General features: G+C 63.2%; 22 protein-coding genes. 4 read left to right on the forward strand and 18 right to left on the reverse strand.

Annotated features, from left to right (window positions below; all coding sequences use genetic code 11):
* The first annotated feature begins 89 nt into the window (after positions 1-89).
* Positions 90-818 (forward strand): fumarate/nitrate reduction transcriptional regulator Fnr, encoded by a 729-nt coding sequence (gene fnr, locus F7R11_RS11920; protein ID WP_080981278.1) that lies wholly within the window; start codon positions 90-92, stop codon positions 816-818.
* A 25-nt stretch (positions 819-843) separates the two neighbouring features.
* Here fnr and F7R11_RS11925 read toward each other — a convergent pair whose 3' ends face one another.
* From F7R11_RS11925 to F7R11_RS11965, 9 genes are all read right to left on the reverse strand, one after another.
* Positions 844-1,098 carry a hypothetical protein gene (locus F7R11_RS11925; RefSeq protein WP_021194248.1) on the reverse strand — a complete coding sequence of 85 codons (255 nt, stop codon included), beginning with the start codon at positions 1,096-1,098 and terminating at the stop codon, positions 844-846.
* The gene (locus F7R11_RS11930) at positions 1,095-1,322 is read right to left on the reverse strand and encodes a FixH family protein (protein WP_021194247.1); all 228 of its coding nucleotides are present in this window, start codon (positions 1,320-1,322) and stop codon (positions 1,095-1,097) included. The genes F7R11_RS11925 and F7R11_RS11930 overlap by 4 nt, the downstream gene beginning before the upstream one ends.
* Positions 1,323-1,348: 26 nt before the next feature.
* A complete protein-coding gene (ccoG, locus tag F7R11_RS11935; RefSeq protein ID WP_064803760.1) occupies positions 1,349-2,812 on the reverse strand; it encodes a cytochrome c oxidase accessory protein CcoG in 1,464 nt (487 codons plus the stop codon).
* On the reverse strand, positions 2,809-3,732 hold the full coding sequence (ccoP, locus tag F7R11_RS11940) for a cytochrome-c oxidase, cbb3-type subunit III (protein WP_021194245.1): 924 nt from the start codon (positions 3,730-3,732) through the stop codon (positions 2,809-2,811). Before ccoP ends, ccoG begins: the two co-directional genes overlap by 4 nt.
* Before the next feature lie 12 nt (positions 3,733-3,744).
* Positions 3,745-3,936 (reverse strand): cbb3-type cytochrome oxidase subunit 3, encoded by a 192-nt coding sequence (locus F7R11_RS11945; RefSeq protein ID WP_021194244.1) that lies wholly within the window; start codon positions 3,934-3,936, stop codon positions 3,745-3,747.
* 3 nt (positions 3,937-3,939) lie between these two features.
* Positions 3,940-4,620 carry a cytochrome-c oxidase, cbb3-type subunit II gene (gene ccoO, locus F7R11_RS11950; RefSeq protein WP_064803762.1) on the reverse strand — a complete coding sequence of 227 codons (681 nt, stop codon included), beginning with the start codon at positions 4,618-4,620 and terminating at the stop codon, positions 3,940-3,942.
* Positions 4,621-4,630: 10 nt separating this feature from the next.
* A complete protein-coding gene (ccoN, locus tag F7R11_RS11955) occupies positions 4,631-6,088 on the reverse strand; it encodes a cytochrome-c oxidase, cbb3-type subunit I (RefSeq protein ID WP_021194242.1) in 1,458 nt (485 codons plus the stop codon).
* 116 nt (positions 6,089-6,204) lie between these two features.
* Entirely contained in the window at positions 6,205-6,375 is a 171-nt protein-coding gene (gene ccoS, locus F7R11_RS11960) for a cbb3-type cytochrome oxidase assembly protein CcoS (protein ID WP_021194241.1), read from the reverse strand.
* 8 nt (positions 6,376-6,383) lie between these two features.
* Complete coding sequence (locus F7R11_RS11965) at positions 6,384-8,936, reverse strand: heavy metal translocating P-type ATPase (protein WP_064803764.1); 2,553 nt, start codon at positions 8,934-8,936, stop codon at positions 6,384-6,386.
* A gap of 176 nt (positions 8,937-9,112) precedes the next feature.
* Between F7R11_RS11965 and F7R11_RS11970 the strand changes: the two genes are divergently transcribed.
* A complete protein-coding gene (locus F7R11_RS11970) occupies positions 9,113-9,955 on the forward strand; it encodes a 2-phosphosulfolactate phosphatase (protein WP_021194239.1) in 843 nt (280 codons plus the stop codon).
* 34 nt (positions 9,956-9,989) lie between these two features.
* Here the strand turns inward: F7R11_RS11970 and zapE are convergent, their stop codons facing one another.
* From zapE to ugpB, 9 genes are all read right to left on the reverse strand, one after another.
* Entirely contained in the window at positions 9,990-11,087 is a 1,098-nt protein-coding gene (zapE, locus tag F7R11_RS11975) for a cell division protein ZapE (protein ID WP_021194238.1), read from the reverse strand.
* An 89-nt stretch (positions 11,088-11,176) separates the two neighbouring features.
* Positions 11,177-12,613 (reverse strand): dihydrolipoyl dehydrogenase, encoded by a 1,437-nt coding sequence (gene lpdA / locus F7R11_RS11980; RefSeq protein WP_064803766.1) that lies wholly within the window; start codon positions 12,611-12,613, stop codon positions 11,177-11,179.
* 67 nt (positions 12,614-12,680) lie between these two features.
* Positions 12,681-13,940: a 2-oxoglutarate dehydrogenase complex dihydrolipoyllysine-residue succinyltransferase gene (gene odhB / locus F7R11_RS11985; protein WP_021194236.1), complete on the reverse strand. Its 1,260-nt coding sequence runs from the start codon at positions 13,938-13,940 to the stop codon at positions 12,681-12,683.
* 143 nt (positions 13,941-14,083) lie between these two features.
* On the reverse strand, positions 14,084-16,948 hold the full coding sequence (locus F7R11_RS11990; protein ID WP_064803769.1) for a 2-oxoglutarate dehydrogenase E1 component: 2,865 nt from the start codon (positions 16,946-16,948) through the stop codon (positions 14,084-14,086).
* Positions 16,949-17,239: 291 nt separating this feature from the next.
* Positions 17,240-17,992: a glycerophosphodiester phosphodiesterase gene (ugpQ, locus tag F7R11_RS11995; RefSeq protein WP_064803771.1), complete on the reverse strand. Its 753-nt coding sequence runs from the start codon at positions 17,990-17,992 to the stop codon at positions 17,240-17,242.
* Positions 17,989-19,086 carry a sn-glycerol-3-phosphate import ATP-binding protein UgpC gene (locus F7R11_RS12000; RefSeq protein WP_064803773.1) on the reverse strand — a complete coding sequence of 366 codons (1,098 nt, stop codon included), beginning with the start codon at positions 19,084-19,086 and terminating at the stop codon, positions 17,989-17,991. The genes ugpQ and F7R11_RS12000 overlap by 4 nt, the downstream gene beginning before the upstream one ends.
* Positions 19,087-19,115: 29 nt before the next feature.
* Positions 19,116-19,964: a sn-glycerol-3-phosphate ABC transporter permease UgpE gene (ugpE, locus tag F7R11_RS12005; RefSeq protein WP_021194232.1), complete on the reverse strand. Its 849-nt coding sequence runs from the start codon at positions 19,962-19,964 to the stop codon at positions 19,116-19,118.
* A gap of 17 nt (positions 19,965-19,981) precedes the next feature.
* Complete coding sequence (ugpA, locus tag F7R11_RS12010; RefSeq protein ID WP_064803775.1) at positions 19,982-20,863, reverse strand: sn-glycerol-3-phosphate ABC transporter permease UgpA; 882 nt, start codon at positions 20,861-20,863, stop codon at positions 19,982-19,984.
* A gap of 76 nt (positions 20,864-20,939) precedes the next feature.
* Entirely contained in the window at positions 20,940-22,256 is a 1,317-nt protein-coding gene (gene ugpB, locus F7R11_RS12015; RefSeq protein ID WP_031329190.1) for a sn-glycerol-3-phosphate ABC transporter substrate-binding protein UgpB, read from the reverse strand.
* A 197-nt stretch (positions 22,257-22,453) separates the two neighbouring features.
* On the opposite strand from ugpB, the gene F7R11_RS12020 reads away from it, so the two are divergent.
* Together F7R11_RS12020 and F7R11_RS27300 are read left to right on the forward strand one after the other, a co-directional pair.
* On the forward strand, positions 22,454-23,356 hold the full coding sequence (locus tag F7R11_RS12020) for an HAD-IIB family hydrolase (protein ID WP_064803777.1): 903 nt from the start codon (positions 22,454-22,456) through the stop codon (positions 23,354-23,356).
* Positions 23,357-23,591: 235 nt separating this feature from the next.
* Positions 23,592-23,771 (forward strand): hypothetical protein, encoded by a 180-nt coding sequence (locus tag F7R11_RS27300; protein ID WP_064803779.1) that lies wholly within the window; start codon positions 23,592-23,594, stop codon positions 23,769-23,771.
* Positions 23,772-23,814 lie beyond the last annotated feature (43 nt).

Here is a 23,814-nt window from a genome sequence, read left to right on the forward strand (position 1 = left end):
TCCGATATCAGTATGGCCGCCGCTATAATAGGCCGCGGTTGCATCACAAGAATTTCTCATTTCACTTACTCGAAATTCACTCGCCCCCTGTGCTCACACGAATCGCACTCACCGACCAAGCCTCCCGTTGCTCCACCTGCGTACTCGGCCAGATCTGTCTGCCGGTAGGCATGAATTCGGAAGACGTGCGCAAGATGGATGAGTTGGTTGCCGAGCGCATCCGCATCAAGAAAGGCCAGACGCTCTACGCCCTCGGTGAACCGCTCGAAGCCGTGTACGGCATCCGCTTCGGCACGCTCAAGACGCACCTGACGCTGGAAGACGGCCGCCACCAGATCACTGGGTTTCACTTGCCCGGCGAGATCGTCGGGCTCGATGGCATTGGCGACATGTGCCACGTGTCGGATGCCACCGCGCTGGAAGATACCGAAGTCTGCGTGGTGCGTTACGACCAACTGCAACAGCTCTCGCGCCGGCTGCCCTCTCTGCAGCACCAGTTCTTGCGCATCATGAGCAAGGAGATCTCGCAGGATCACCAGATGCTGCTGACGCTCGGCTCGATGCGCGCAGAAGAACGCCTTGCTGCTTTCCTGCTCAACCTGTCCAAGCGCTCAGCCCAGCGTGGGTATTCGTCGACCGAGTTCGTGCTGCGCATGAGCCGCGAAGAACTGGGCAGCTATCTGGGCCTGAAGCTCGAAACCGTGAGCCGCCTGTTCTCTCGTTTTGCTGAGGCCGGCCTGATCCAGATCCGCCAGCGCCACGTCAAGCTGATCGACATGGCAGGCCTGCGCCAGGTGATGAGCGGCCAAGCCAACTAAACCGCTCACCCTCCAAGACATCCGCTCACACGAGCGGATGCTCATGCGCCTCCAGCTTACCGATGCCCGGCGACACATACAGCGTGAGCGCGCTCGACAATCCGCACAGCAACCAGAACACGAAGAACGACACCGTGTAGACCGCCTCGGCCGACACGGCAATCTGCTCGCCGAAGAAGCGCAGATCCGCCGGGTCCACCACCGCAAACACGACCAGCTCGGCCAGCGCCGCGCATAGAAACGCGGGCCAGAGAATCCACATCAGCAGGCGGCGTTTCATTGGACCTCCCCGTGGGCGGCATGGGCCGGCACGGAGACGGGCTTCTCGACGACCAGGCCGCGCCGCACGACGTTGTCATGAATGACGGGATCCGGATGCGACACGGCCAACCAGATGGTGACGCCGCACCCGATCATGGCGACGAAGGGGCCGGCCATCAGCAGCCACGGCCAGGGCTCGCGCCACCATGGCCTGGCCGGAGCGGAAGATTGCATTGCCTGCATCTGTGTCTCCTGTTCTAAAAACCGCATCAGCGCGGCACGATGAAACTCGATGGCTCGCGCAGCACAAGGCTGTCGCTACCGCTGTCTGCCTGGATCACGAAGCGGATCTTGTGCGAGCCGGCTCCCACGTCGTCTGCCGGACGACGCACGCGGATCGGCAACAATCGGTTGGCTGCGGGTGCCAGTTCAAGCGTGGTCGATTCACCGCGACCACCCTGCACGTCCAGTTGCGGCAGTCCTTCCGCCGTGATGGTCACGCGCATGGGTTGCTCGGAAGCATTCATCAGTTGCAGGCGATAGACGTTCTCGATCTTGCCGCCGTCCACCTCGCGCGCCAGTGCACCGCGATCGCGAATCACATCCACCTTGAGCGGCTGGCGCATCGTCAGCGCAACGATGAAACCCGTGATGAGCACCAGCATGATGCTGGCATAGATCAGCACGCGCGGACGCAGCAGATGGCGCCGCGCCTCTTTCGGGGTGAGCCGGTCGTGCATCGCACGCTCGGACGTGTAGCGGATCAGGCCGCGCGAGTAGCGCATCTTGTCCATCACCTGATCGCAGGCATCAATGCAGGCTCCACAGCCGATGCACTCGTACTGCAAGCCCTGGCGGATGTCGATGCCGGTCGGGCACACCTGCACGCAGATGCTGCAGTCCACGCACGAACCGAGCCCCTGCGCCGCGAAGTCTGCACTGCGCGAACGGCTGCCGCGCGGCTCACCGCGTTGCGTGTCGTAGGTCACGACGTAGGTGTCTGGGTCGACCATCACGCTCTGGAAGCGAGCGTACGGGCACATGTAGAGGCACACCTGCTCGCGCAGGAAGCCCGCATTGCCCCAGGTGGCGAATGCGTAGAACAGCATCCAGAAGGTTTGCCACGGGCCGAGCGACAGCGTCCACGTCTCCATGCCGAGCTCACGGATCGGCGTGAAGAAGCCGACGAAGGTAAAGCCCGTCCACAACGCAATCGCCACCCAGGCCGAATGCTTGGCCGCCTTGAGGCGCAGCTTGCGCAGGCTCCAGCGCTCACCGTCGAGGCGGATGCGGGCGAAGCGGTCGCCTTCGATATGCCGCTCGATCCACATGAAGATTTCGGTGTAGACCGTCTGCGGGCATGCATAGCCGCAAAAGAGCCGCCCCGCCACTGCCGTGAACAGAAACAGCCCTAGCGCCGACAGCACCAGCAGCACCGTCAGGTAGATCACGTCCTGCGGCCACAACACCAGCCCGAACAGGTAGAACTTGCGCGCGCCCAGATCGAACAACACCGCCTGGCGCCCGTTCCATTCAAACCACGGCAGCCCATAGAAGATGGCTTGCGTGGCCAGCACCATCCACACGCGCCAGCTTGCGAACGCCCCCGTCACGGAGCGCGGATAGATCTTGCGCCGGACCTCGTAGAGCGCCTGCTCGGTGGGCGTGTCGTCCGAGCCTGCCGTTGCAACGGCAGGTGTCATGGGGCGCCAGCCGGGTTCGTGCTCACTCATTGCTGGGCGCTCGTGTTGTTGTTCGACAGCCCCCACACGTAGGCCGCAAGCATGCGGATCTTCTCCGGCGACAGCAGGTTCTCGTGCGCCGGCATCGTGTTGTCGCGGCCCTTGAGAATGGTCTCGACAATGGTTGCCTCTGAGCTGCCGTACAGCCATACGCGGTCGGTCAGGTTGGGGGCACCAAGTGCCTGATTGCCCTTGCCGGTCGCCATATGGCATGCCGCGCAGACCGACTTGAAGGTCGGCTCACCACGTGCAGCCTTGATCGGGTCATAGGCCAGGCCCGACAGCGAGCGCACGTAGTTGGCAACGTTGGCGGCCTGGTTGGCATCCACCACTGCAGCCAGCGACGGCATGACGCCATGTCGGCCCTTGGTGATGGTGGTGAGGATCGTCTCCGGATCACCGCCATACAGCCAGTCGTTGTCGGTCAGATTCGGGAAGCCCTTGGAGCCGCCCGCATCCGAGCCGTGGCATTGCGCGCAGTTGTTCAGGAACAGGCGCTGGCCGATCTCGTGTGCCTGTGGGTCGGCGGCGATCTGCTTGATGTCCATACCGGCGTAGCGCTCATAGAGCGGGCGGACCTTGGCATCAGCCGCAGCGCGCTGCGAGGCCAGCTCGCCGCGCGTGGAGAAACCCAGCACACCACCATACGCACCCAGCCCCGGATACAGGACCAGGTACGACAAGGCGAAGATGCACGACAGCAGGAACATCCACATCCACCAGCGCGGCAACGGATTGTTCAGCTCGCGCAGATCACCGTCCCACACGTGGCCAGTGTCGTCGCCGGCTTGCTGTCCGGGCGCGATCGTGATCTTGCGTTGCGAGAACAGCAGCCAAATGCACCAGGCGATACCCACCAGGGCAATCGCCGAGATGTAGTACCCCCAGAACTCAGAAATGAAGTCGCTCATGATCTTGTGTCCTTATTGATGTGGGCGCGACGCACGAGTGGACTCTGCGCGTGCACCGGCGACCTCGGCTTCATCGGGCAACAGGAACGGCAACATGGCCGATTCCGCATTGGCGGCAGCGCGATGCGCCGAGAACGCCCACCAGCTGATCCCCACGAACAGCACCAGGAAGACGGCGGTGGCAATTGCACTCAGCATGGCCATGGCTCACTCCTTGGTAGCGACGGCGGCAGGCGATGCCGGCGTTGCAGCCACATCGCGCACATTGCGCAGCTCTACGCCCAGGCCTTGCAGAAAGGCCACCACGGCGTCTTCTTCGGTCTTGCCGGCAAGTTGCTCGCGTGCACCGGCAATCTGTGCGTCCGTATAGGGCACACCAAGCTGACGCAGCACCTGCATCTTCTTCTCGATGTCACTGTTGTCGAGCGGCGTCTTCGCGAGCCACGCATAGGCCGGCATGTTCGATTCCGGCACCACCTCGCGCGGATCGCGCAGGTGGATGCGGTGCCAGTCGTCCGAATAGCGCTGACCCACGCGCGCCAGGTCTGGCCCCGTACGCTTCGAGCCCCACAGGAACGGATGATCGAACACCGACTCGCCAGCCAGCGAGTAATGGCCATAACGCTCGGTCTCGGCACGCAGCGTACGCACTTGCTGCGAGTGGCAGCCGACGCAGCCTTCACGGATGTAGATGTCGCGCCCGGCCAGCCGCAGCGGCGAATACGGTGCGATGCCCTTGACCGGCTCAGTCGTGGAGTGCTGGAAGAACAGCGGCAGAATCTGCACCAGCCCGGCGATGCTGACGACGACCAGTGTCATCACGATCAGCAAGCCGATGTTCTTTTCCAGCGTCTCGTGCGAGAAGAAGCTCTTTTGTTGGTTGCTCATGTTCGTCTCCTCACTGTGCCGCGGCCAGCGGGGCCTGTGCCGGTTGAGGGATCGGCGCATCCACCGCCTTGCTGCCTTGGATGGTCTTGAACACGTTGAATGCCATCAGCAGCATCCCGCTCAGGAAGCACAGGCCACCCAGCAGGCGGATGATGTAGAACGGGTACGTCGCCTTCACCGCTTCGACAAAGCTGTAGGTGAGCGTGCCGTCAGCCTCGGTGGCACGCCACATCAGGCCTTGCATGACGCCGGCGACCCACATGGCGGCGATATAGAGCACCACGCCGATGGTGGCGATCCAGAAGTGCACCTCGATCAGCCGCGTGCTGTACATCTTCTGCTGCCCGAACAAGCGCGGGATCATGTAGTACATCGAGCCGATGGTGATCATGGCCACCCAGCCCAGCGCGCCGGAGTGCACGTGGCCGATGGTCCAATCGGTGTAGTGCGACAGCGCGTTGACGGTCTTGATGGACATCATCGAGCCCTCGAACGTCGCCATGCCGTAGAACGACAGCGCCACCACGAGGAACTTCAGGATCGGATCGGTGCGCAGTTTGTGCCAGGCACCCGACAGGGTCATGATCCCGTTGATCATGCCGCCCCACGACGGCGCCAGCAGGATCAGCGAGAACACCATGCCCAGCGACTGCGCCCAGTCGGGCAGCGCGGTGTACTGCAGGTGGTGCGGGCCTGCCCACATGTAGGTGAAGTTCAGCGCCCAGAAGTGGACGATCGACAGGCGGTACGAATAGATCGGACGCTCGGCTTGCTTGGGCACGAAGTAGTACATCATCCCCAGGAAGCTGGTGGTCAGGAAGAAGCCCACCGCGTTATGGCCGTACCACCACTGCACCATCGCATCCTGCACGCCGGCGTAGGCCGAGTAGGACTTCCACATCGTCACCGGCAGCTCTGCGTTGTTGACGATGTGCAGCAGCGCAATCGTGATGATGTACGCGCCAAAGAACCAGTTGGCCACGTAGATGTGCTTGGTCTTGCGCTTGATGATGGTGCCGAAAAACACAACGGCGTAGACCACCCACACCAGCGTGATCAGGATGTCGATCGGCCATTCCAGCTCGGCGTATTCCTTCGAGCTGGTGTAGCCCAGCGGCAGCGTGATGACGGCGGCCAGGATGACCGCCTGCCAGCCCCAGAACGTGAACGCGGCCAGCGTGTCGGAGAACAGGCGCACCTGGCAGGTACGCTGCACGATGTAGTACGACGTGGCAAACAGCGCGCTGCCGCCAAACGCAAAAATGACCGCGTTGGTATGCAACGGACGCAGCCGGCCGTACGTCAGCCAGGGCACCCCAAAATTCAGTTGCGGCCAGATCAACTGGGCCGCGATCAGCGCACCGACCGCCATACCGACGATGCCCCAGACGATCGTCATGATCGAGAACTGGCGGACAACGCGGTAGTTGAAGGTCTGGGTGTGCTGCAACGCGCTGGACGATTCCATGCTTGCTCCCCGAGTGTGTTGGTTTGATGCGGTCATGTTAAGAACCGGGCGGCCTTGGGGTCTTGATGTGCATCAAGGCACCCCGGCCAATGTGCGATGTGAATGTGGTCTGCCGCTCAGTCCTGCAGCCGTGTGTTGCGCGCAGGCGTATCCGGGTCCAGCAGAATCGACTCGGCGGGCGTCTTCAGGTCGTCGTACTGGCCCGAGCCGACGGCCCACCACAGCACGCCGACGATTGCCATCACCAGCATCAGCGACAGCGGAACCAGCAGAAACAGCGTTTCCATGCAGCCTCCTAGACCGCGTGCCGTGGGGCACGCGATAGCCGCCACGCATTGAGTGCCACCAGCAATGACGACACCGACATGCCGATGCCCGCCGCCAATGGCGACAGCCACCCCAGCGTAGCGAGCGGGATGCTGATCGCGTTGTAAGCAAAGGCCCAACCGAGGTTCTGGCGCACCACACGCAACGTGCGGCGGCCGATGGATACGGCCTCGCTGATGGCGGACAGGCGCGGCTCGGTGAGAATCGCGTCGGCGCCTGCCTGCGCAAGCGGCGCACCGGTGCCGATGGCGATGGAGACCTGCGCCTGCGCCAGCAAGGGCGCATCGTTGATACCGTCGCCGACGGCCAGTACACGTGCCCTGCGTGCCTGCAGCTTCTGCACATAGGCGCGCTTGTCTTCGGGGCTGGCGCCGCCGACTGCGTGATCGATCCCTAGCCGGTTTGCCCACCAGCGCACGGTCTCCGGTGCGTCACCGGACACCAGGTGCAAACACAAGCCTTGCTCGCGCAACGCCTCCAGGCAGGCAGGTGCATCGGCACGCGGCGTATCGGCCAGAGTGAAGCGCGCGAGGGGTTGTTCGTCGCGGCCAAGCCAGACCACGGTGCATGCCGCGGCGGGCGGCACCTCTTCCATCGGCGCTTCATCGCCGTAGCGGACGGCTTTGACTTGTTGATCCGCGAACTGCGCTGCGGCGAACAACTGCGTGCCCAAGCGCAGCGACTGGCCACCAACCACCGCATGTACCCCCTGCCCCGGCACGTTGGTGGCATGCGCCACGCTGGGCAACGTCAATGCATCGGGCGTGGCAGCACGCAGCGACTGCGCAATCGGATGGTTCTCCGATTGCTCCATTGCACAGGCCATTGCCAGGCAGGTTTCGGCATCCGCGTCGGAAAAGGTTTCGATGCTCAACAGCCGCAGACGACCTTCTGTGAGCGTGCCGGTCTTGTCGAGCAGCACGTCTGTGACAGCGGCCAGGCTTTCGATGGCGTGACCGCGCGTGACCAGCACGCCGCGCCTTGCCAACGCGCCGCTGGCCGCCGCCAGTGCAGACGGCGTGGCGAGTGACAGCGCACACGGGCAGCTCACCACCAGCACAGCCACCGTGACGGCAAACATGCGGGTCGGATCGATCCACCACCACGCGATCGCCGTCAGCAACGCCCAACCAAGCAGCACGGCCACAAAGCGACCGGCAACGTGATCGGCCAGCTCAGCCATGCGAGGCTTGTCGGTCAGCGCACGATCCAGCAGTTCAACGATGGCCGCCAGACGTGTCTGCGTGCCTACACGGCTCACGCGCACGCGGATGGCGCTGGCCACGTTATAGCTGCCGGCAAGCACGGCCGCGCCGACGTCACGCTGGCGCGGCACGCTCTCACCAGAGAGCAGCGATTCATCGACTTCGGTGGTGCCGCGCTCGATGGTGCCGTCAGCAGGGAGCACCTCGCCCGCGCGCACTTCCACACAGTCACCCACACACAGCGTGGCAACGGGAATGGTCTGCACCGCGCCGGACGTCGCGTCGATGCGGCGGCAAGTGGCCGGCAACTGGCGCACCAGGGCTTCTGCGCCGGATGCGGCGCTCTGCCGCGCGCGCAGTTCCAGATACCGCGCTGCCAGCAGGAAAGCGACGAACATCGTCACGGAATCGAAGTACGTCTCGCCGTGTCCTCGCACCGTGGCAAACACGCTGGCGACGAATGCCGCGCCAATGCCAAGCGCCACCGGCACATCCATACCGACGTGGGCGTGCCGCACCTGACGCCACGCGCTGCGGAAGATCGGGGCAGCAGAGATCAGCACCACCGGCACGGTCAGCAACAGGCTCGCCCACTGCATCAGGCGGGTCTGATCGACGGGGATGTCGTTGCCGTGCAAGTACACCGGCCACGCGTACATCATCACCTGCATCATCCCGAGCATGGCAATACCAAGCCGGATCAGCAGGCTGCGGCGCTCACGCGCCTCGGCTGTGCGGCGCGCCGAAGGTTGATCGGGCCAGGCTTCGTAGCCCACATCCGCAATGGCGGCAAACACGGCAGACAGGCGCACGACACCTGGCTCACAGACGAGGCGAGCACGCTCGGTGGCGTAGTTGACAGTCGCTTCTCGAATGCCGGCCACGCGCGAGAGTGCACGTTCGATCAGCCAGACACATGCGGCACAGCGCATGCCGGTGATCGCCAGGGAGACTTCCTCTGCGCCATCCGCACGGGTGCGCACAAAGCGTTCGCGCATGACGGGCAGATCGTATGTCGCCCACACGGCTTCGGCTTCGGCGCGCTTGTCGCCATCCATGGGCCGGGCGAAGGCGATCGGGCCGTCATAGACGTGGCCCATGCCGGAGGCATGCAGCGTCTGCGCGATTGCCTGGCAACCGGCGCAGCAGAAGGTGTGGGATTGGTCGGCAATGTTGCCGTGCAGCGCCGTCGCTGCATCGAGCGCCGAGCCGCAGTGGTAGCAGAGGGCTTGTGACGACGCTGCCTCACTCGCCACATGTGGCGGGGCCGCACCGCGGTCTGCGGCGGAAAGCGCGGGGGCGTAGGTCGTCGTCATTATGTGGCCATGCTAGCCACACGCCGCCGATTCTCCCTTGATGTGCGTCAAGAGCCGTCACGGTTGGTAGAGACGCCGTTAAGCGCCGTGCAAGCCACTCGCTGCTAGGCTGCCCTGTCGCAAAAAATTCCGCGTCCTATAGTGTTAGCTGGACCAGGCAACTAGGAGGGCGTCCTATGGCAACCGAATTCAGCCTGTACAACATCCACTGCGAATGGGGCGAGCATGGCGCATCTGCGCTGGCACCGCATTGCGACGTGGTCATCGTGGTCGACGTGCTGTCGTTCTGCACCTGCGTGGACATTGCGGTGGGGCGCGGCGCACGCATCTACCCGTACCCGTGGCGCGACAGCAGTGCGGAGGTCTTCGCCCGCCGTGCCGGCGCCATGCTGGCGTGCACCAATCGCAGTCAGCCTGGCTACTCGCTGTCGCCTGCCTCGTTGAAGGAGCTGCCGGTAGGCAGCAGCCTGGTCCTGCCCTCGCCCAACGGCGCAACGCTCGCCCTGGCGACCGGTTCAACGCCGACGTTTGCCGGCTGCCTGCGCAATGCCCGTGCTGTGGCGGAAGCCGCTACGCGACTGGGCCGCCGCGTGGCCGTGGTGGCATCGGGCGAGCGCTGGGCCGACGGCAGTCTGCGCCCAGCTCTGGAGGATTGGCTGGCCGCCGGCGCCATCGTGCATCACCTATCAGAGACGGTCGCGGGCTTTCTGCCGCAAGCACTATCGCCCGAAGCACTGGCCGCGCGGGCAATCTACCGGGAGGCCTCCCAGACCGGGATGATGAAAGCGTGGATGCTGGATTCGGTGTCGGGCCGCGAACTGTGCGAACGCGGTTTTGCCGAAGATGTGGCCATCGCCTCGCAAACGGACGTGAGCAACATCGCCCCGATGCTGGTGGAAGGCGCGTTCCGCAATGTCAACCGCAAGAACGAGAGCCCGGCGCAGGATTTCCTGGGGGCAGCGAACCTGCGCCCATCGCACGCGCCGTCTTCGCACCGCAATCCGCCGCTCTCGCATTAGTCAGAACGGCGGGTCGGGACAAACGCGGTAGCGATCAGGTCAACGACGTATCCACCTCGCGGCGAGGCGCCTCGAGGTATTCGCGCGACTGCATCTCGACGATGCGCGACACCGTACGCTGGAACTCGTTGGCCATCTGGCCTTCGGTATAGAGCTCGTCTGCCGGCACTTCGGCCGACATCAGCAGCTTGACCTTGTGGTCGTAGAACACGTCGATCAGCCACGTGAAGCGACGCGCTTCGGATGCCATGCGCGGCGTCATCTTCGGCACGTCGGCCAGGATGACCGTGTGAAAGCGCGAGGCGATTTCCAGGTAATCGTTCTGCGAGCGCGGACCACCGCACAGCGTGGCGAAATCGAACCACACCACGCCACCGGCCTTGCGCGCGGCGCGAATTTCACGGTGCTCGATGCGCAGCATCGGCGATTCGTCCGGCACTTCCGCCACAGCAGCAAAGGCATCGCGCAACGCCGAGTTGGCCTTGGCGCCCAGCGGCGTGTAGTACGCCTGCACCTGCTCCATCGCACGCTTGCGATAGTCGACACCGGCATCCACGTTGAGGATGTCGAGCTTCTCTTGCAGCAGTGCAATGGCGGGCAGCACGCGATCACGGTGCAAGCCATCCGGATACAGCAGGTCCGGCCGATAGTTGGACGTCATCACGAACTGCACGCCATTGGCGAACAGCTGGTCCAGCAGTCGATGCAGGATCATCGCGTCAGCCACATCACTGACGTGAAATTCGTCAAAGCAAATCAGTCGGTAACGCTTGGCGATGCGGCGTGCCAATTCGTCGAGCGGATCCGCGCGGCCACGCAGCTCTTCCAACTGGCGATGCACCTCGCGCATGAACTCGTGAAAGTGCAGACGCGTCTTGCGCACCAGCGGCACGCAGCTAAAGAACGCATCCATCAGGAACGACTTGCCGCGCCCCACCCCGCCCCACATGTACACGCCGCGCGGCAGGTCGGGATGCACGAGCATCTTGCGCAAGGCGCTCGAGCGGCGGGCCTTGTAGGCCACCCATTCGTCGTAGCACTGCTGCAGGCGATCGACGGCACGCTGCTGTGCCTCGTCGGGCTGATAGCCGCGCGCCTTCAGTTCCTGTAGGTAGGTTTCCTGGACGTTCATCTGCGTGGGGCGCCATTGACGGGCCCAAATGGACCGATGCCCGGCATCTTGTGGATAGCCGGGCACCGTGCTCGCTTTTCAGCGAGTCATTACATATTGAGCTGACGCTTGTCGACAGCCAGCGCCGCTTCGCGCATCACTTCCGACATCGACGGGTGCGGGTGGCAGATGCGGCCGATGTCTTCAGCCGCAGCCTTGAACTCCATCGCCACCACGGCTTCGGCAACCAGGTCCGAAGCGTTGGCAGCCACGATGTGCACGCCCAGGATCTCGTCGGTCTTCGCATCGGCGATCACCTTGACGAAGCCTTCCGGCGTGCCCATGCCCAGCGCACGGCCGTTGGCCAGGAACGGGAACTGGCCAGCCTTGATCTCGCGGCCTTCGGCCTTGAGTTGCTGCTCCGTCTTGCCGACCCATGCGATTTCCGGGAAGGTGTAGATCACCCACGGAATGCAGTTGTAGTCGATGTGCGGCTTCTGGCCAACGATGCGCTCGGCCACGGCCACGCCCTCATCCTCTGCCTTGTGCGCCAGCATCGGGCCACGCACCACGTCACCAATCGCCCACAGGTTCGGCAGCTTGGTTGCGCAGTGGTCATCCACCTCGATGAAACCGCGTTGGTCCGTCGCCAGACCGATGGCTTCCAGGCCCAGACCGTCGGTGTTCGGCACGCGGCCGATCGAGACGATCAGCTTGTCGCACTCGAGCACTTGTGCAGCGCCTGCGGCGTCGGTGTAGTTGACCTTCACGCCCTTGGCCGACGATTCGATCTCGCCAACCTTCACGCCGACGTTGATCTTCAGGCCCTGCTTGGTCAGCAGCTTGTTGGCTTCCTTGGCAACAGATTCGTCCGCCGCACCGAGGAAGCTCGGCAGTGCTTCGAGAATCGTCACTTCCGAACCCAGGCGACGCCAGACCGAGCCCAGCTCCAGGCCAATCACGCCGGCGCCGATCACGCCCAGCTTCTTCGGCACTTCGCCAAACTTCAGTGCGCCTTCGTTGTCGGCAACGATCACGTTGTCGACCGGCACGTTCGGCAGATGGCGCGCCTTCGAGCCCGTGGCGATGATCACGTGCTTGGCGGTCACGACTTCTGCGCCGGCCTTGCCGTTGATCTCGACTTGATAGCCGGCATCCGTCTTGCCGACAAACTTGCCGCGGCCCTTGAGCAGCGTCACCTTGTTCTTGCGGAACAGGAACTCGATGCCCTTGGTCATCTTGCCGACGATGTCGTCCTTGCGCTTGAGCATCTTGGCAACGTCGACCTTCGCGCCTTCCACCGTGATGCCGTGGTCGGCCAGGTGGTGGTTCACGTTCTCGAACTCTTCCGACGAGGCCAGCAGCGCCTTCGAGGGAATGCAGCCGACGTTCAGGCAGGTGCCGCCCAGGCGCGGTTCACCCTTCGGATCGTCGTAGGCGTTGTCTTCGCAGCAGGCCACGTTCAGGCCCAGCTGGCCGGCACGGATCGCGGCGATGTAGCCGCCAGGGCCGGCGCCGATCACCAGCACGTCAAATTCTTTGCTCATGGAGAAATCCTCGATTCGGACGCCGCCGCACAGCGGGGGCGGCGTCTCGTGTCATCAACGCGGTCGATTACAGGTCCAGCAGCAGGCGTGCGGGATCTTCCAGCGCTTCCTTCATCGCCACCAGGCCCAGCACGGCTTCGCGGCCGTCGATGATGCGGTGGTCGTAGGACATGGCCAGGTAGTTCATCGGGCGAACCACGACTTGACCGTTCTCCACCACAGCGCGGTCCTTCGTGGCGTGCACGCCCAGGATGGCCGATTGCGGCGGGTTGATGATCGGGGTCGACAGCATCGAGCCGAACGTACCGCCGTTCGAGATCGAGAACGTGCCGCCGGTCAGGTCGTCCAGCGTCAGCTTGCCGTCCTGGGCCTTCTTGCCGAATTCAGCGATCTTCTTCTCGATGTCGGCCAGGCTCATCTGGTCGGCATTGCGCAGGATAGGCACCACCAGACCACGCGGCGAGCCGACAGCGATACCGATGTCGAAGTAGCCGTGGTAGACGATGTCGTTGCCGTCCACCGAGGCGTTGATGACCGGGTACTTCTTCAGCGCATGAACAGCGGCCTTCACGAAGAACGACATGAAGCCCAGCTTCACGCCGTGAGTCTTCTCGAACTGGTCCTTGAACTTGGCGCGCAAGTCCATCACCGGCTTCATGTTGACTTCGTTGAAGGTGGTGAGGATGGCGTTGGTCGATTGCGACTGCACCAGGCGCTCGGCGATACGGGCACGCAGGCGGCTCATCGGCACGCGCTCTTCCGGACGGTCGCCCAGGGCAGCGAAGTCCACCGGAGCAGCCACTTGTTGCAGGGCCGGACGCGCAGCTTGCGGAGCAGCAGCCGTAGCTGCTGCCGGCTTGGCGCCACCAGCCACGGCACCCAGCACGTCGCCCTTGGTGATACGGCCATCGCGGCCCGTGCCGGCCACTTGACCAGCCGACAGATTGTTCTCAGCCATCAGCTTGGCAGCCGACGGCATGGCCACGCCACCCGTGGCAGCAGCAGCCGGAGCGGCGGCAACGGGTGCCGGTGCAGCAGCGGCCGGAGCCGGAGCAGCGGCAGCCGGTGCAGCAGCGCCTGCCTTGCCTTCGGTGTCGATCTTCGCCAGCAGTTGTTCCGACGTAACGGTCGCACCGTCAGCCACCAGCACTTCAGCCAGCACGCCAGCCGACGGCGCCGGCACTTCCAGCACAACCTTGTCGGTCTCGATTTCGACCAGGACTTCGTCCACGGCCACGGCTTCACCCGGCTTCTTCTTCCAGGAGATCAGCGTGCCCTCTTCGACGGACTCGGAAAACTGCGGGACCTTGACATCAACAATAGCCATTTCGATGGTTCCTTGGATTCTGTGTGCGCTGCCCTGCAACCCTGCATGGCGGGGCGGGCCAGCGCTTCAATTCGTTTGCGTTATTCGGGAGTGAAGATGCACCAAGGCGGTAGCCATTGCCACCGCCCTGGAGCTGATCTCGCTTACTTGGTCAGCACGAAGCCCTTGAGCTTGGAGAACGCCGCATCGATCAGCGCCTTCTGCTGCTCGTTGTGCTTGGCGTAGTAGCCCACCGCCGGCGATGCCGAGGCCGGACGGCCTGCGTAGCCCAGCTTCTGGCCTTCAGCCATGTTCTCCATGATGTAGTGCTGCACGAAGAACCAAGCGCCCTGGTTCTGCGGTTCGTCCTGGCACCACACCACTTCGGCGAGGTTCGGATACTTCTTCAGCTCGGCCGCGAACGCCTTGTGCGGGAACGGATACAGCTGTTCCACACGGATGATGGCGGTGTCGGTCTGGCCGCGTTCCTTGCGTGCGTTGACCAGGTCGTAGTAGACCTTGCCCGAGCAGGCCACGACGCGCTTCACCTTGGCGGCGTTCAGATCTTCTGCCGTATCGGCGATCACCGTTTCGAAGTGGCCCTTGGCCAGATCGGTCAGCGGCGACACTGCGTCCTTGCTGCGCAGCAGCGACTTCGGCGTCAGGATGATCAGCGGCTTGCGGAACATCCGGATCATCTGACGACGCAGCAGGTGGAAGATCTGCGCCGGCGTGGTCGGTTGCACCACTTGCATGTTGTGGTCTGCGCAGAGCTGCAGGTAGCGTTCCAGGCGTGCCGAGCTGTGCTCCGGACCTTGACCTTCATAGCCGTGCGGCAGCATCAGCGTCAGACCCGAGGCGCGGCCCCACTTCACTTCACCCGACGATATGAACTGGTCGATCACAACCTGCGCGCCGTTGGCGAAGTCACCGAACTGGGCTTCCCAGATCACCAGGGTGTTCGGCTCAGCCGACGAGTAGCCGTATTCGAAGCCCATCACGGCTTCTTCCGACAGCACCGAGTCGATCACGGTGAACGGTGCCTGGCTTTCCGACACGTTCTGCAGCGGGATGTAGCTGCCAGCGTCCCAACGCTCGCGGTTCTGGTCATGCAGCACGGCGTGGCGGTGCGTGAACGTACCGCGGCCAGCATCCTGACCGGTGATACGCACCGGGTAGCCCGACGCCACCAGCGAGGCGAATGCGAGATGCTCGCCCATGCCCCAGTCCAGCGACACCTCGCCCTTGCCCATCTTGGCGCGGTTGTTGACGACGTTCTCAACCAGCGGGTGCAGCTTGAAGTGGTCGGGGATGGCAGTGATGCGCTCAGCCAGACGCTTGAGTTCAGCCATCGGCACAGCGGTGTCCGCCGAGTCCGTCCACTTGCGGTTCAGGAACGGCAGCCAGTCCACTGCGAACTTGTTCTTGAAGTTCGACAGCACCGGGTCAACGGTGTGCTTGCCGGCGTCCATGGCGGCGCGGAATTCCTGCACCAGGGCGTCCGGCTCTTCGGCCTTCAGCGTGTTCTGCGTGACGAGCTTGTCTGCGTACAGCTTGCGCGTGCCAGGGTGCTGGCCGATCTTCTTGTACATCAGCGGCTGCGTCATCGCCGGCGTGTCTTGCTCGTTGTGGCCGAGCTTGCGGAAACAGATGATGTCGACCGCGATGTCCTTCTGGAACTCGGTACGGAAGTCCACAGCCAGCTGCATGGCCAGCACAACGGCTTCCGGATCATCGCCGTTCACGTGCAGGACCGGCGCTTCGATCATCTTGACCACGTCGGTGCAATACAGCGTCGAGCGCGAATCGCGCGGGTCCGACGTCGTGAAGCCGATCTGGTTGTTGATGACGATGTGGATCGTGCCGCCCGTGCCGTAACCACGCGTTTGCGCGAGGTTCAGCGTTTCCATCACAACGCCCTGGCCAGCGAAGGCTGCGTCACCGTGCACTTGCACAGCCAGCACCTGCGCGCCGTGCTTGTCATCGCGACGCTCTTGGCGTGCCTTGACCGAGCCTTCCACGACCGGGTTGACGATTTCCAGGTGCGACGGGTTGAACGCCAGCGACAGGTGAACCGGGCCGCCCGGGGTGGTCACGTCGCTCGAGAAGCCCTTGTGGTACTTCACGTCGCCGGCCGGCAGGTCGTCCACGTGCTTGCCTTCGAATTCGGCAAACAGGTCAGCCGGCATCTTGCCCAGCGTGTTGACCAGCACGTTCAGACGGCCGCGGTGGGCCATACCGATCACGATTTCCTGCACGCCCTTCTCGCCGGCGCGCTGGATCATTTCGTCCATGGCCGCGATGAAGCTCTCGCCGCCTTCCAGCGAGAAGCGCTTCTGACCGACGTACTTGGTATGGAGGAAGCGCTCGAGGCCTTCAGCGGCCGTCAGGCGTTCCAGGATGTGCTTCTTTTTTTCTGCCGAGAAGGTCGGCTTGGAGCGGATGGTTTCCAGACGCTCTTGCCACCAGCGCTTCTGTGCCTGGTCGCTGATGTACATGAACTCAGCACCGATCGAGCCGCAGTACGTTTCGCGCAGGTTGTTGACCAGCTCGCGCAGGCTCATCGACTCCTTGCCGAAATACGTGTTGCTGGCGTTGAAGATGATGTCCTGGTCGGCTTCGGTAAAGCCGTAGAAAGCCGGGTCCAGATCCGGCACCGGCGGGCGCTCCTGACGCTTGAGCGGGTCAAGATCGGCCCAACGCAGGCCCACGTTGCGGTAGGCAGCCACCAACTGCGTCGCCGCCACGCGCTTGCGACCCATATCGGAATCGGCAGACGCGACGATCGTCTTGATCGGGCCAGCTTTGGCGCGCTCAGCGAACGAGGTGACGATGGGGGCGTGAGGGATATCCCGGGCGTTGGAACCGTCGACGGCGGGGACGTTCTGCAGCGCATCGAAGTACGCGCGCAGGGCCTCGCTAACGGACGTGGGATCTTGAAGGTACGCTTCGTACTGATCTTCAACGTAGGCGGCGTTACCGCCGGACAGGTACGAAGTGTCCAGGTACTGCTTATACAGCTCTGTCATGGGGCGCTCACTTTTCTCCGGGTCTGCCGGAGTTCAGCGGGTTCATCAACCTTCCGCGACACGGCTTGACCGGTTAGCGGATCGCAAACTAAATCGCCTGAAATCACCTGATCGGACCAGATCGTGCATAGCAGAAAGGAGGCACCGAGACAGCTTTTACAGACAAGTTGTGCGGGAAGGACCTAAGTCTTCACGGGCGGGAAGCATAGCACGTTTATAAGCAACATTCTGATTCTTTGACGTGACAACGGCCCGTTGTTTTGCTACGTCAAAGAACCTTTTCCATCACATTCAGGCGGGCGAAATCCGATCGACCCAATCGGTGATCAAGCCGTCCAGGCCTGCGTCCCACAGCAACTGCGCGCGGTCGACGTCATTAACGGTATAGCAGCAAACGCGGAAGCCGGCAGCGTGTGCCTCGGCAATGATTTCAGGTGTGAGTTCGCGATGGTTGGCGTCGAGTGCCACGCAGTCGAGCGCACGCAGACGGTCGAGCCAATCGCCAGGCAATGTGTCGAGCAGCAATGCGCGCGGCAACTCCGGAGCGGCATCGCGCGCGGCGGCCAGCGCCTCTTCAGAGAACGACGACAGCAGTGGCGGCACATCGGCATCGGCCCACAGCGTACGGGCATCAAGTGCAACGGCAGCGCCCGTGCGCCACTCCGCGCCCGGCACCGGCTTGATCTCGATGTTGGCGAGATAGCCATTGGCGCGCAGGTAGCGGGCGATGGCAGCCAGCGTGGGCACAGGCTCGCCAGCGTAGGCCGGGCTGTGCCAGCTGCCAGCATCCAGCTGCGCGATCTGACTCAGCGTGAGCGCGTCGGGGCGGCCGTGACCGTTCGTGGTGCGATTGAGCGTGGCGTCGTGCAGCAGCACGGCCACACCATCGCCCGAGAGCTTCACGTCGAACTCGAACATGCGATAGCCGAACGACGCGCCGTGGCGGAACGCGACCAGCGTATTCTCCGGCGCCAGCTTGCCCGCGCCCCGGTGTGCGATGGCGCGCGGGTACGGCCAAGCCGGCAGCGTGCGTGCGTCGCTCATGCCAGGGCCTCGATACGGCGGGTGGTTTGCGGATCGAACCAGTGCAGATGCTCGGCCGAGGTGGTGATGGGCAGCTTGTCACCAGCCTTGACGCCCGCATGCGGCTCCAGGCGAACCACGATCGGATGCCCCGCCAGCGAGCCATACGCAAATGCATCAGCGCCGAGGGCCTCCACCACACGCACATCGACAAAGGCGATGGCTTGATCGGCGGAACACGGCTCGATGTGCTCAGGGCGCAAACCCATCAAAGCGCGTTCAGGCAGGTGCAAGCCCATCGGCAGGTGGCCGAGCGAGGCGGCAGCGTCGCCCTCCTTCGCACCATCCACCCGGATCTGCGCGCCCTCGCCCGCCTGACGTGACACTGGCACGAGGTTCATCGGCGGCGAACCGATGAAGCTGGCCACGAACGTGCTGGCCGGGCGCGAGTACACCTCCAACGGCGTGCCGATCTGCTCGACCCGACCGCCGTTGAGCACCATCATGCGATCGGCCAGCGTCATGGCCTCAACCTGATCGTGCGTCACATACAGGCTGGTGGTGCGCAGGCGCCGATGCAGATCCTTCAGCTCCAGGCGCATCTGCACGCGCAGCTTGGCATCAAGGTTGGAGAGCGGCTCGTCGAACAGGAACACAGCCGGCTCGCGCACGATCGCGCGGCCCATGGCCACACGCTGGCGTTGGCCACCCGAGAGCTGGCGCGGCTTGCGGTCGAGCAGTTTGCCGAGTTCGAGAATGCCCGCAGCCTGTTCAACGCGCGCCTGGATCTCGGTCTTGGGCAGGCCGCGAATCTTCAGGCCGTAGGCCATGTTGTCGAACACGCTCATGTGCGGATACAGCGCGTAGTTCTGGAACACCATCGCGATATCGCGCTCGGCGGGCTCCAGTTCGTTGACGACGCGGTCGCCGATCCACACCTCGCCGCCAGTGATGGGCTCCAGGCCCGCCACCATGCGCAACAGCGTGGATTTGCCGCAGCCCGAGGGCCCGACGATGACGATGAATTCCCCATCGCCAATTTCCATGTCGATGCCGTGCACGACCTGGAGGTTGGCGTAGTGCTTCTGAACGTTGCGTAGAGACAGTTTTGCCATCTTGAGTCTTCTATTCTTTTGCTTCTCGCTTACTTCTCAGTTTCCACCAGGCCCTTCACGAACCACCGCTGCATGCCGATCACGATTGCCGCAGGCGGCAGCATGGCCAGCATCACAACGGCCATCAGCAGGTTCCAGTCGGTGGCGGAATCGCCGGAGCGGGAGATCATCTGGGTCACGCCCAGCACGATGGGGGTCATGCTCTTCTCGGTCGTGATCAGCAGCGGCCAGAGGTACTGGTTCCAGCCGTAGATGAACTGGATCACGAACAACGCCGCGATGCTAGTACGCGAGAGCGGCAGCACCACGTCCCAGAAGAACTTGAGCGGGCCTGCACCATCGATGCGTGCAGCCTCGGCCAACTCATCGGGAATGGTCAGGAAGAACTGCCGGAACAGGAACGTGGCCGTGGCCGACGCGATGATCGGAATCGTCATCCCGGCGTAGCTATTCAGCATGCCGAGGTCTGAAACAACCTTGTAGGTGGGCAGAATGCGCACCTCCACCGGCAGCATCAGCGTGACGAAGATCAGCCAGAAGAACGTCTTGCGCAGCGGGAACTTGAAATAGACGATCGCGAAAGCCGAGATGATGGAGATCGCGATCTTGCCCAGCGAGATGCCCAGCGCCATGATCAGGCTGTTCATCAGCATGGTCCCAACCGGCGTGGCGGAGTTGCCCATGCCCTGCGTGAGCACCGTGCGGTAGTTCTCGATCAGGTGCGGACCGGGAATCAGCGTCATCGGTGCCTGCAGTACATCTTCAGCCGTCAACGACGACGCAACGAAGACCACATACACCGGAAACGCGACGATGATCACGCCCAGGATCAGCACGACGTGGGTCAGGAAGTCCAGGAATGGACGGCGTTCAATCATGGTTCTTTGCCCTCCTTTTAGTATTGGACTTTGCGTTCAACGTAGCGGAACTGGACAATCGTCAGCACGATCACCAGGCCCATCAGGATCACCGACTGCGCGGCAGATCCGCCAATATCCAGCCCGCGCACGCCATCCTGGTACACCTTGAAGACCAGCGTCTCAGTCGCCTTGAACGGGCCGCCCTGCGTGACCGAATCGATGATGGCGAAGGTGTCGAAGAACGCGTACACCACGTTCACCACCATCAGGAAGAAGGTCGTGGGCGACAGCAGCGGAAAGATGATCGACCAGAAGCGCTTCCACGGCCCGGCGCCATCAATGGCCGCCGCTTCGATCAGCGATTTGGGAATGCTCTGCAAACCCGCCAGGAAGAACAGGAAGTTGTAGCTGATCTGCTTCCAGGCCGCGATGACGACGACCAGGAACAGCGCCTGCTCGCCGTTGAGCACGTAGTTCCACTCCACGCCCATCTTGTGGATCAGGAACGAGACGATGCCCAGCGTCGGGTTGAACAGGAAGCTCCACAGCACGCCGGCCACAGCCGGTGCAATCGCATACGGCCAGATCAGCAGCGTCTTGTAGAACGTGGCGCCACGCAGCGCGCGATCCGCAAAGTACGCCAGCGCCAATGAGGTGCCCAAGCCCACGAAGGCCACGCCAATGGCGAACAGCGCGGTGGTCTTGAATGATCCGAGATAGGTCGGATCGGCAAAGAGATCATGAAAGTTCTCGAGCCCGACAAACTCGAGGTTGATGCCGAAGGCGTCCTGGCGCAGCAACGATTGATACAGCGCCTGGCCCGCGGGCCAGAAAAAGAACACCAGGGTGATGACGATCTGCGGGGCCACCAGCACATACGGCAGCCAGCGCGATCGAAAGACAACGCGTTTTTCCATACGACGTTCCAAAAACGCACCGCCGGCCGGTGCAATAGCACGAGGCCGGCGGTTGACGACGAGCGCAATGCTGCGCTTATTCCTTGACGGTCTTCTCGAAGCGGACGAGCAGCTCGTTGCCGCGCGATACAGCCGTGTCCAGCGCTTCCTTCGGTTGCTTCTTGCCGGCCCAGACGGATTCCAGCTCTTCGTCGATCACCTGACGGATTTGCGGGAAATTGCCCAGACGGATGCCGCGCGACTTGTCCGTCGTCTTGACAATCATCTGCTTGACGGCCACATCGGCGCCCGGGTTCTTGTCATAGAAGCCCGACTTCTTCGTCAGCTCATACGCTTCCAGCGTGACGGGCAGATAGCCGGTCGACTGATGCCAATCTGCCTGCACGTCCGGGCGCGACAGGAACGTGAAGAACTTGGCAACGCCCTTGTATTCCTCAGCCTTGTGACCACCCATCACCCACAGCGAAGCACCGCCAATGATGGTGTTTTGCGGAGCGCCTGCCACGCCAGCCTCGTAGGGCAGCGGCGCCGGGCTGAAGTTGAACTTGGCGTTCTTGCGAATGTTCGCCAGCGCCGCCGACGAACCCGTGTGCATGGCGCACTCACCCGCGATGAACTTCGCCTTCGGCTCGTCCTTGCGGCCGGCGTAGGTGAAGTAGCCCTTCTTCTGCATGTCGAGCAGGTTCTCGATGTGCTTGATCTGGACCGGGCCGTTAAAATTCAGGCGTGCCTTTGCGCCGCCAAAGCCGTTGTTCTCGGTGGCGAACGACACGTTGTGCCAGGCCGAGAAGCTTTCCAGATGCACCCACGACTGCCAGTCAGTCGTGTAGCCGCACGGCACGCCAGCAGCCTTCAGCTTGGCCGCATCGATGGCCACTTCCTGCCACGTTGCAGGCGGCTTGTTCGGGTCAAGGCCGGCCTTCTTGAAGGCGTCCTTGTTGTAATACATGATCGTCGTCGAGCTGTTGAACGGGAACGACAGCATCTCGCCCTTGTTCGACGTGTAGTAGCCCGCCACGGCCGGCACGTAGGCCTTCGGGTCGAACTTCTCGCCGGCGTCCTTCATGATCTTGGCCACCGGCACGATGGCGCCCTTGGCGTTCATCATGGTGGCGGTGCCCACTTCAAACACCTGCAGGATGGCCGGTGCATTACCGGCGCGGAAGGCCGCAATGCCCGCCGCCAGCGATTCGTCGTACTGGCCTTTGTAGACCGGCACGATCTTGTAGTCAGACTGGCTGGCGTTGAACTTGGTGGCGATCTCGTTCACCTTGTCGTTCAAGGCGCCTTCCATCGAGTGCCACCATTGAATTTCCGTCACTGCGTACGCGCCTTGCGCAAACGTACACGCGGCCAGCACTGCCGCTGCCCCCGCAATCTTCTTGATCGACATCATTTCTCCTGGTTTCGACCCGGCGGGCTCCCTCGCTCCGCCCACGGCGCGCCGACTGTATAGGCACGGTCGGTCATTTTTATGACAGCGGGATGTTACGTGTCTTTTTGTCATAAAGAAATTGGGAATTCCCTCCAAGGTTTGGCTTGCAACGGCCGTTAGAATGGATTGAAGCCACCCCTTTTTGCACACGCAGCATGCTCGCCCCCCCGACCTCTCCTACTACGCCGCCGTCAGCAGATTCGCCCGAATCCGCGCCCGTCATTGCCGCGCGACGCGTACCGCTCGCCTTGCACCAGTTGCCGGATGATGCGCTGCGCAATATCACCGGCGTGTTCACCGACGTGGACGGCACGCTCACCACACGCGGCAAGCTGCCCGCCCAGGCGTACTCCGCGCTGGAGCGACTGCACCGCGCGGGCATCAAGGTCGTGCCGGTCACCGGCCGCTCGATTGCCTGGTGCGAGGTCATTACGCGGCTGTGGCCGGTCGATGCGGTGATCGGTGAAAACGGCGCATTTGCCATGCGCATCGATTCACGCGGACACCTGACCACCGATTTCGTCGACGACGCGCAGACCCGCGCGCGCAACCTCGAACGTATCCGCGAGATCGGTGCGGAGGTCATGCGTGCGGTGCCGGGCTCGGCGCTGGCGACCGACCAGGCCTGGCACGCTGCCGACCTGGCCGTCGATCATGCCGAGCAAGTTCCGCCGTTGCCGCAAAACGCCGTGAAGCACATCGTCGACATCATGCGCACGCACGGCATGCATGCGACTGTCAGTTCCATCCACGTCAACGGCTGGTTCGGCAAACACGACAAGTTGAGCGCCAGCGTGGCACTCGCCCGCCGCGCATTCGGCATCGATCTGCATGACGAGCGCGAGCGCTGGGTGTTCGTGGGCGACTCCGCCAACGATGCGGCGATGTTCGAGTTCTTCCCGCTCTCGGTGGGTGTGGCTAACGTGCTGGACGTGATCGACACGCTACCCATGCCGCCCGCCTACCTGACCGCGGCCGAAGGCGGCGGCGGCTTTGCTGAAGTGGCCGAGCGCATTCTTGGGGCACGCGCGCCGGCGCTTCCCGCCCCGCGCGGCTGAGACACTGCCGCCCGGCTCAAACGACAGCGGGCGGCAGTCAGCCGTTCATCAGCCATTTCTCAGGTTTCTTCCGACTCCTATCACGTATCGGTGCGCGCACGCGGCACGCCGCTTGCGCCACGTTAGTGCGCCGCACCGATTCGTATCACGCACACGCCTCATCGTGGTGCACACAGCGATTGCGTGGCATGCGGCGCTCCCTTCTCATCTGATGCCCACCCGATAGGAGCCGCTCATGCCATTGGAGAACACCCAGGATACGCAGGCACTCGTGCAGGCCGTCGACCAGCTGGAAGCCGCGTCGGACCGCGCCAAGATGGCCTGCCAAAGCGCCGGCAAGATCGACCACAGCGTGCACGCCGCCGTCATGCGCTCGCACGACGAGCTGTCGCGCCTGAAGCACCATCTGCACTAAGCGCGGCACCGCCCCGGCAAAAAAAGAGGGCGGATCCCCTCTC

Source organism: Ralstonia insidiosa (assembly GCF_008801405.1).
Lineage (GTDB): Bacteria > Pseudomonadota > Gammaproteobacteria > Burkholderiales > Burkholderiaceae > Ralstonia > Ralstonia insidiosa.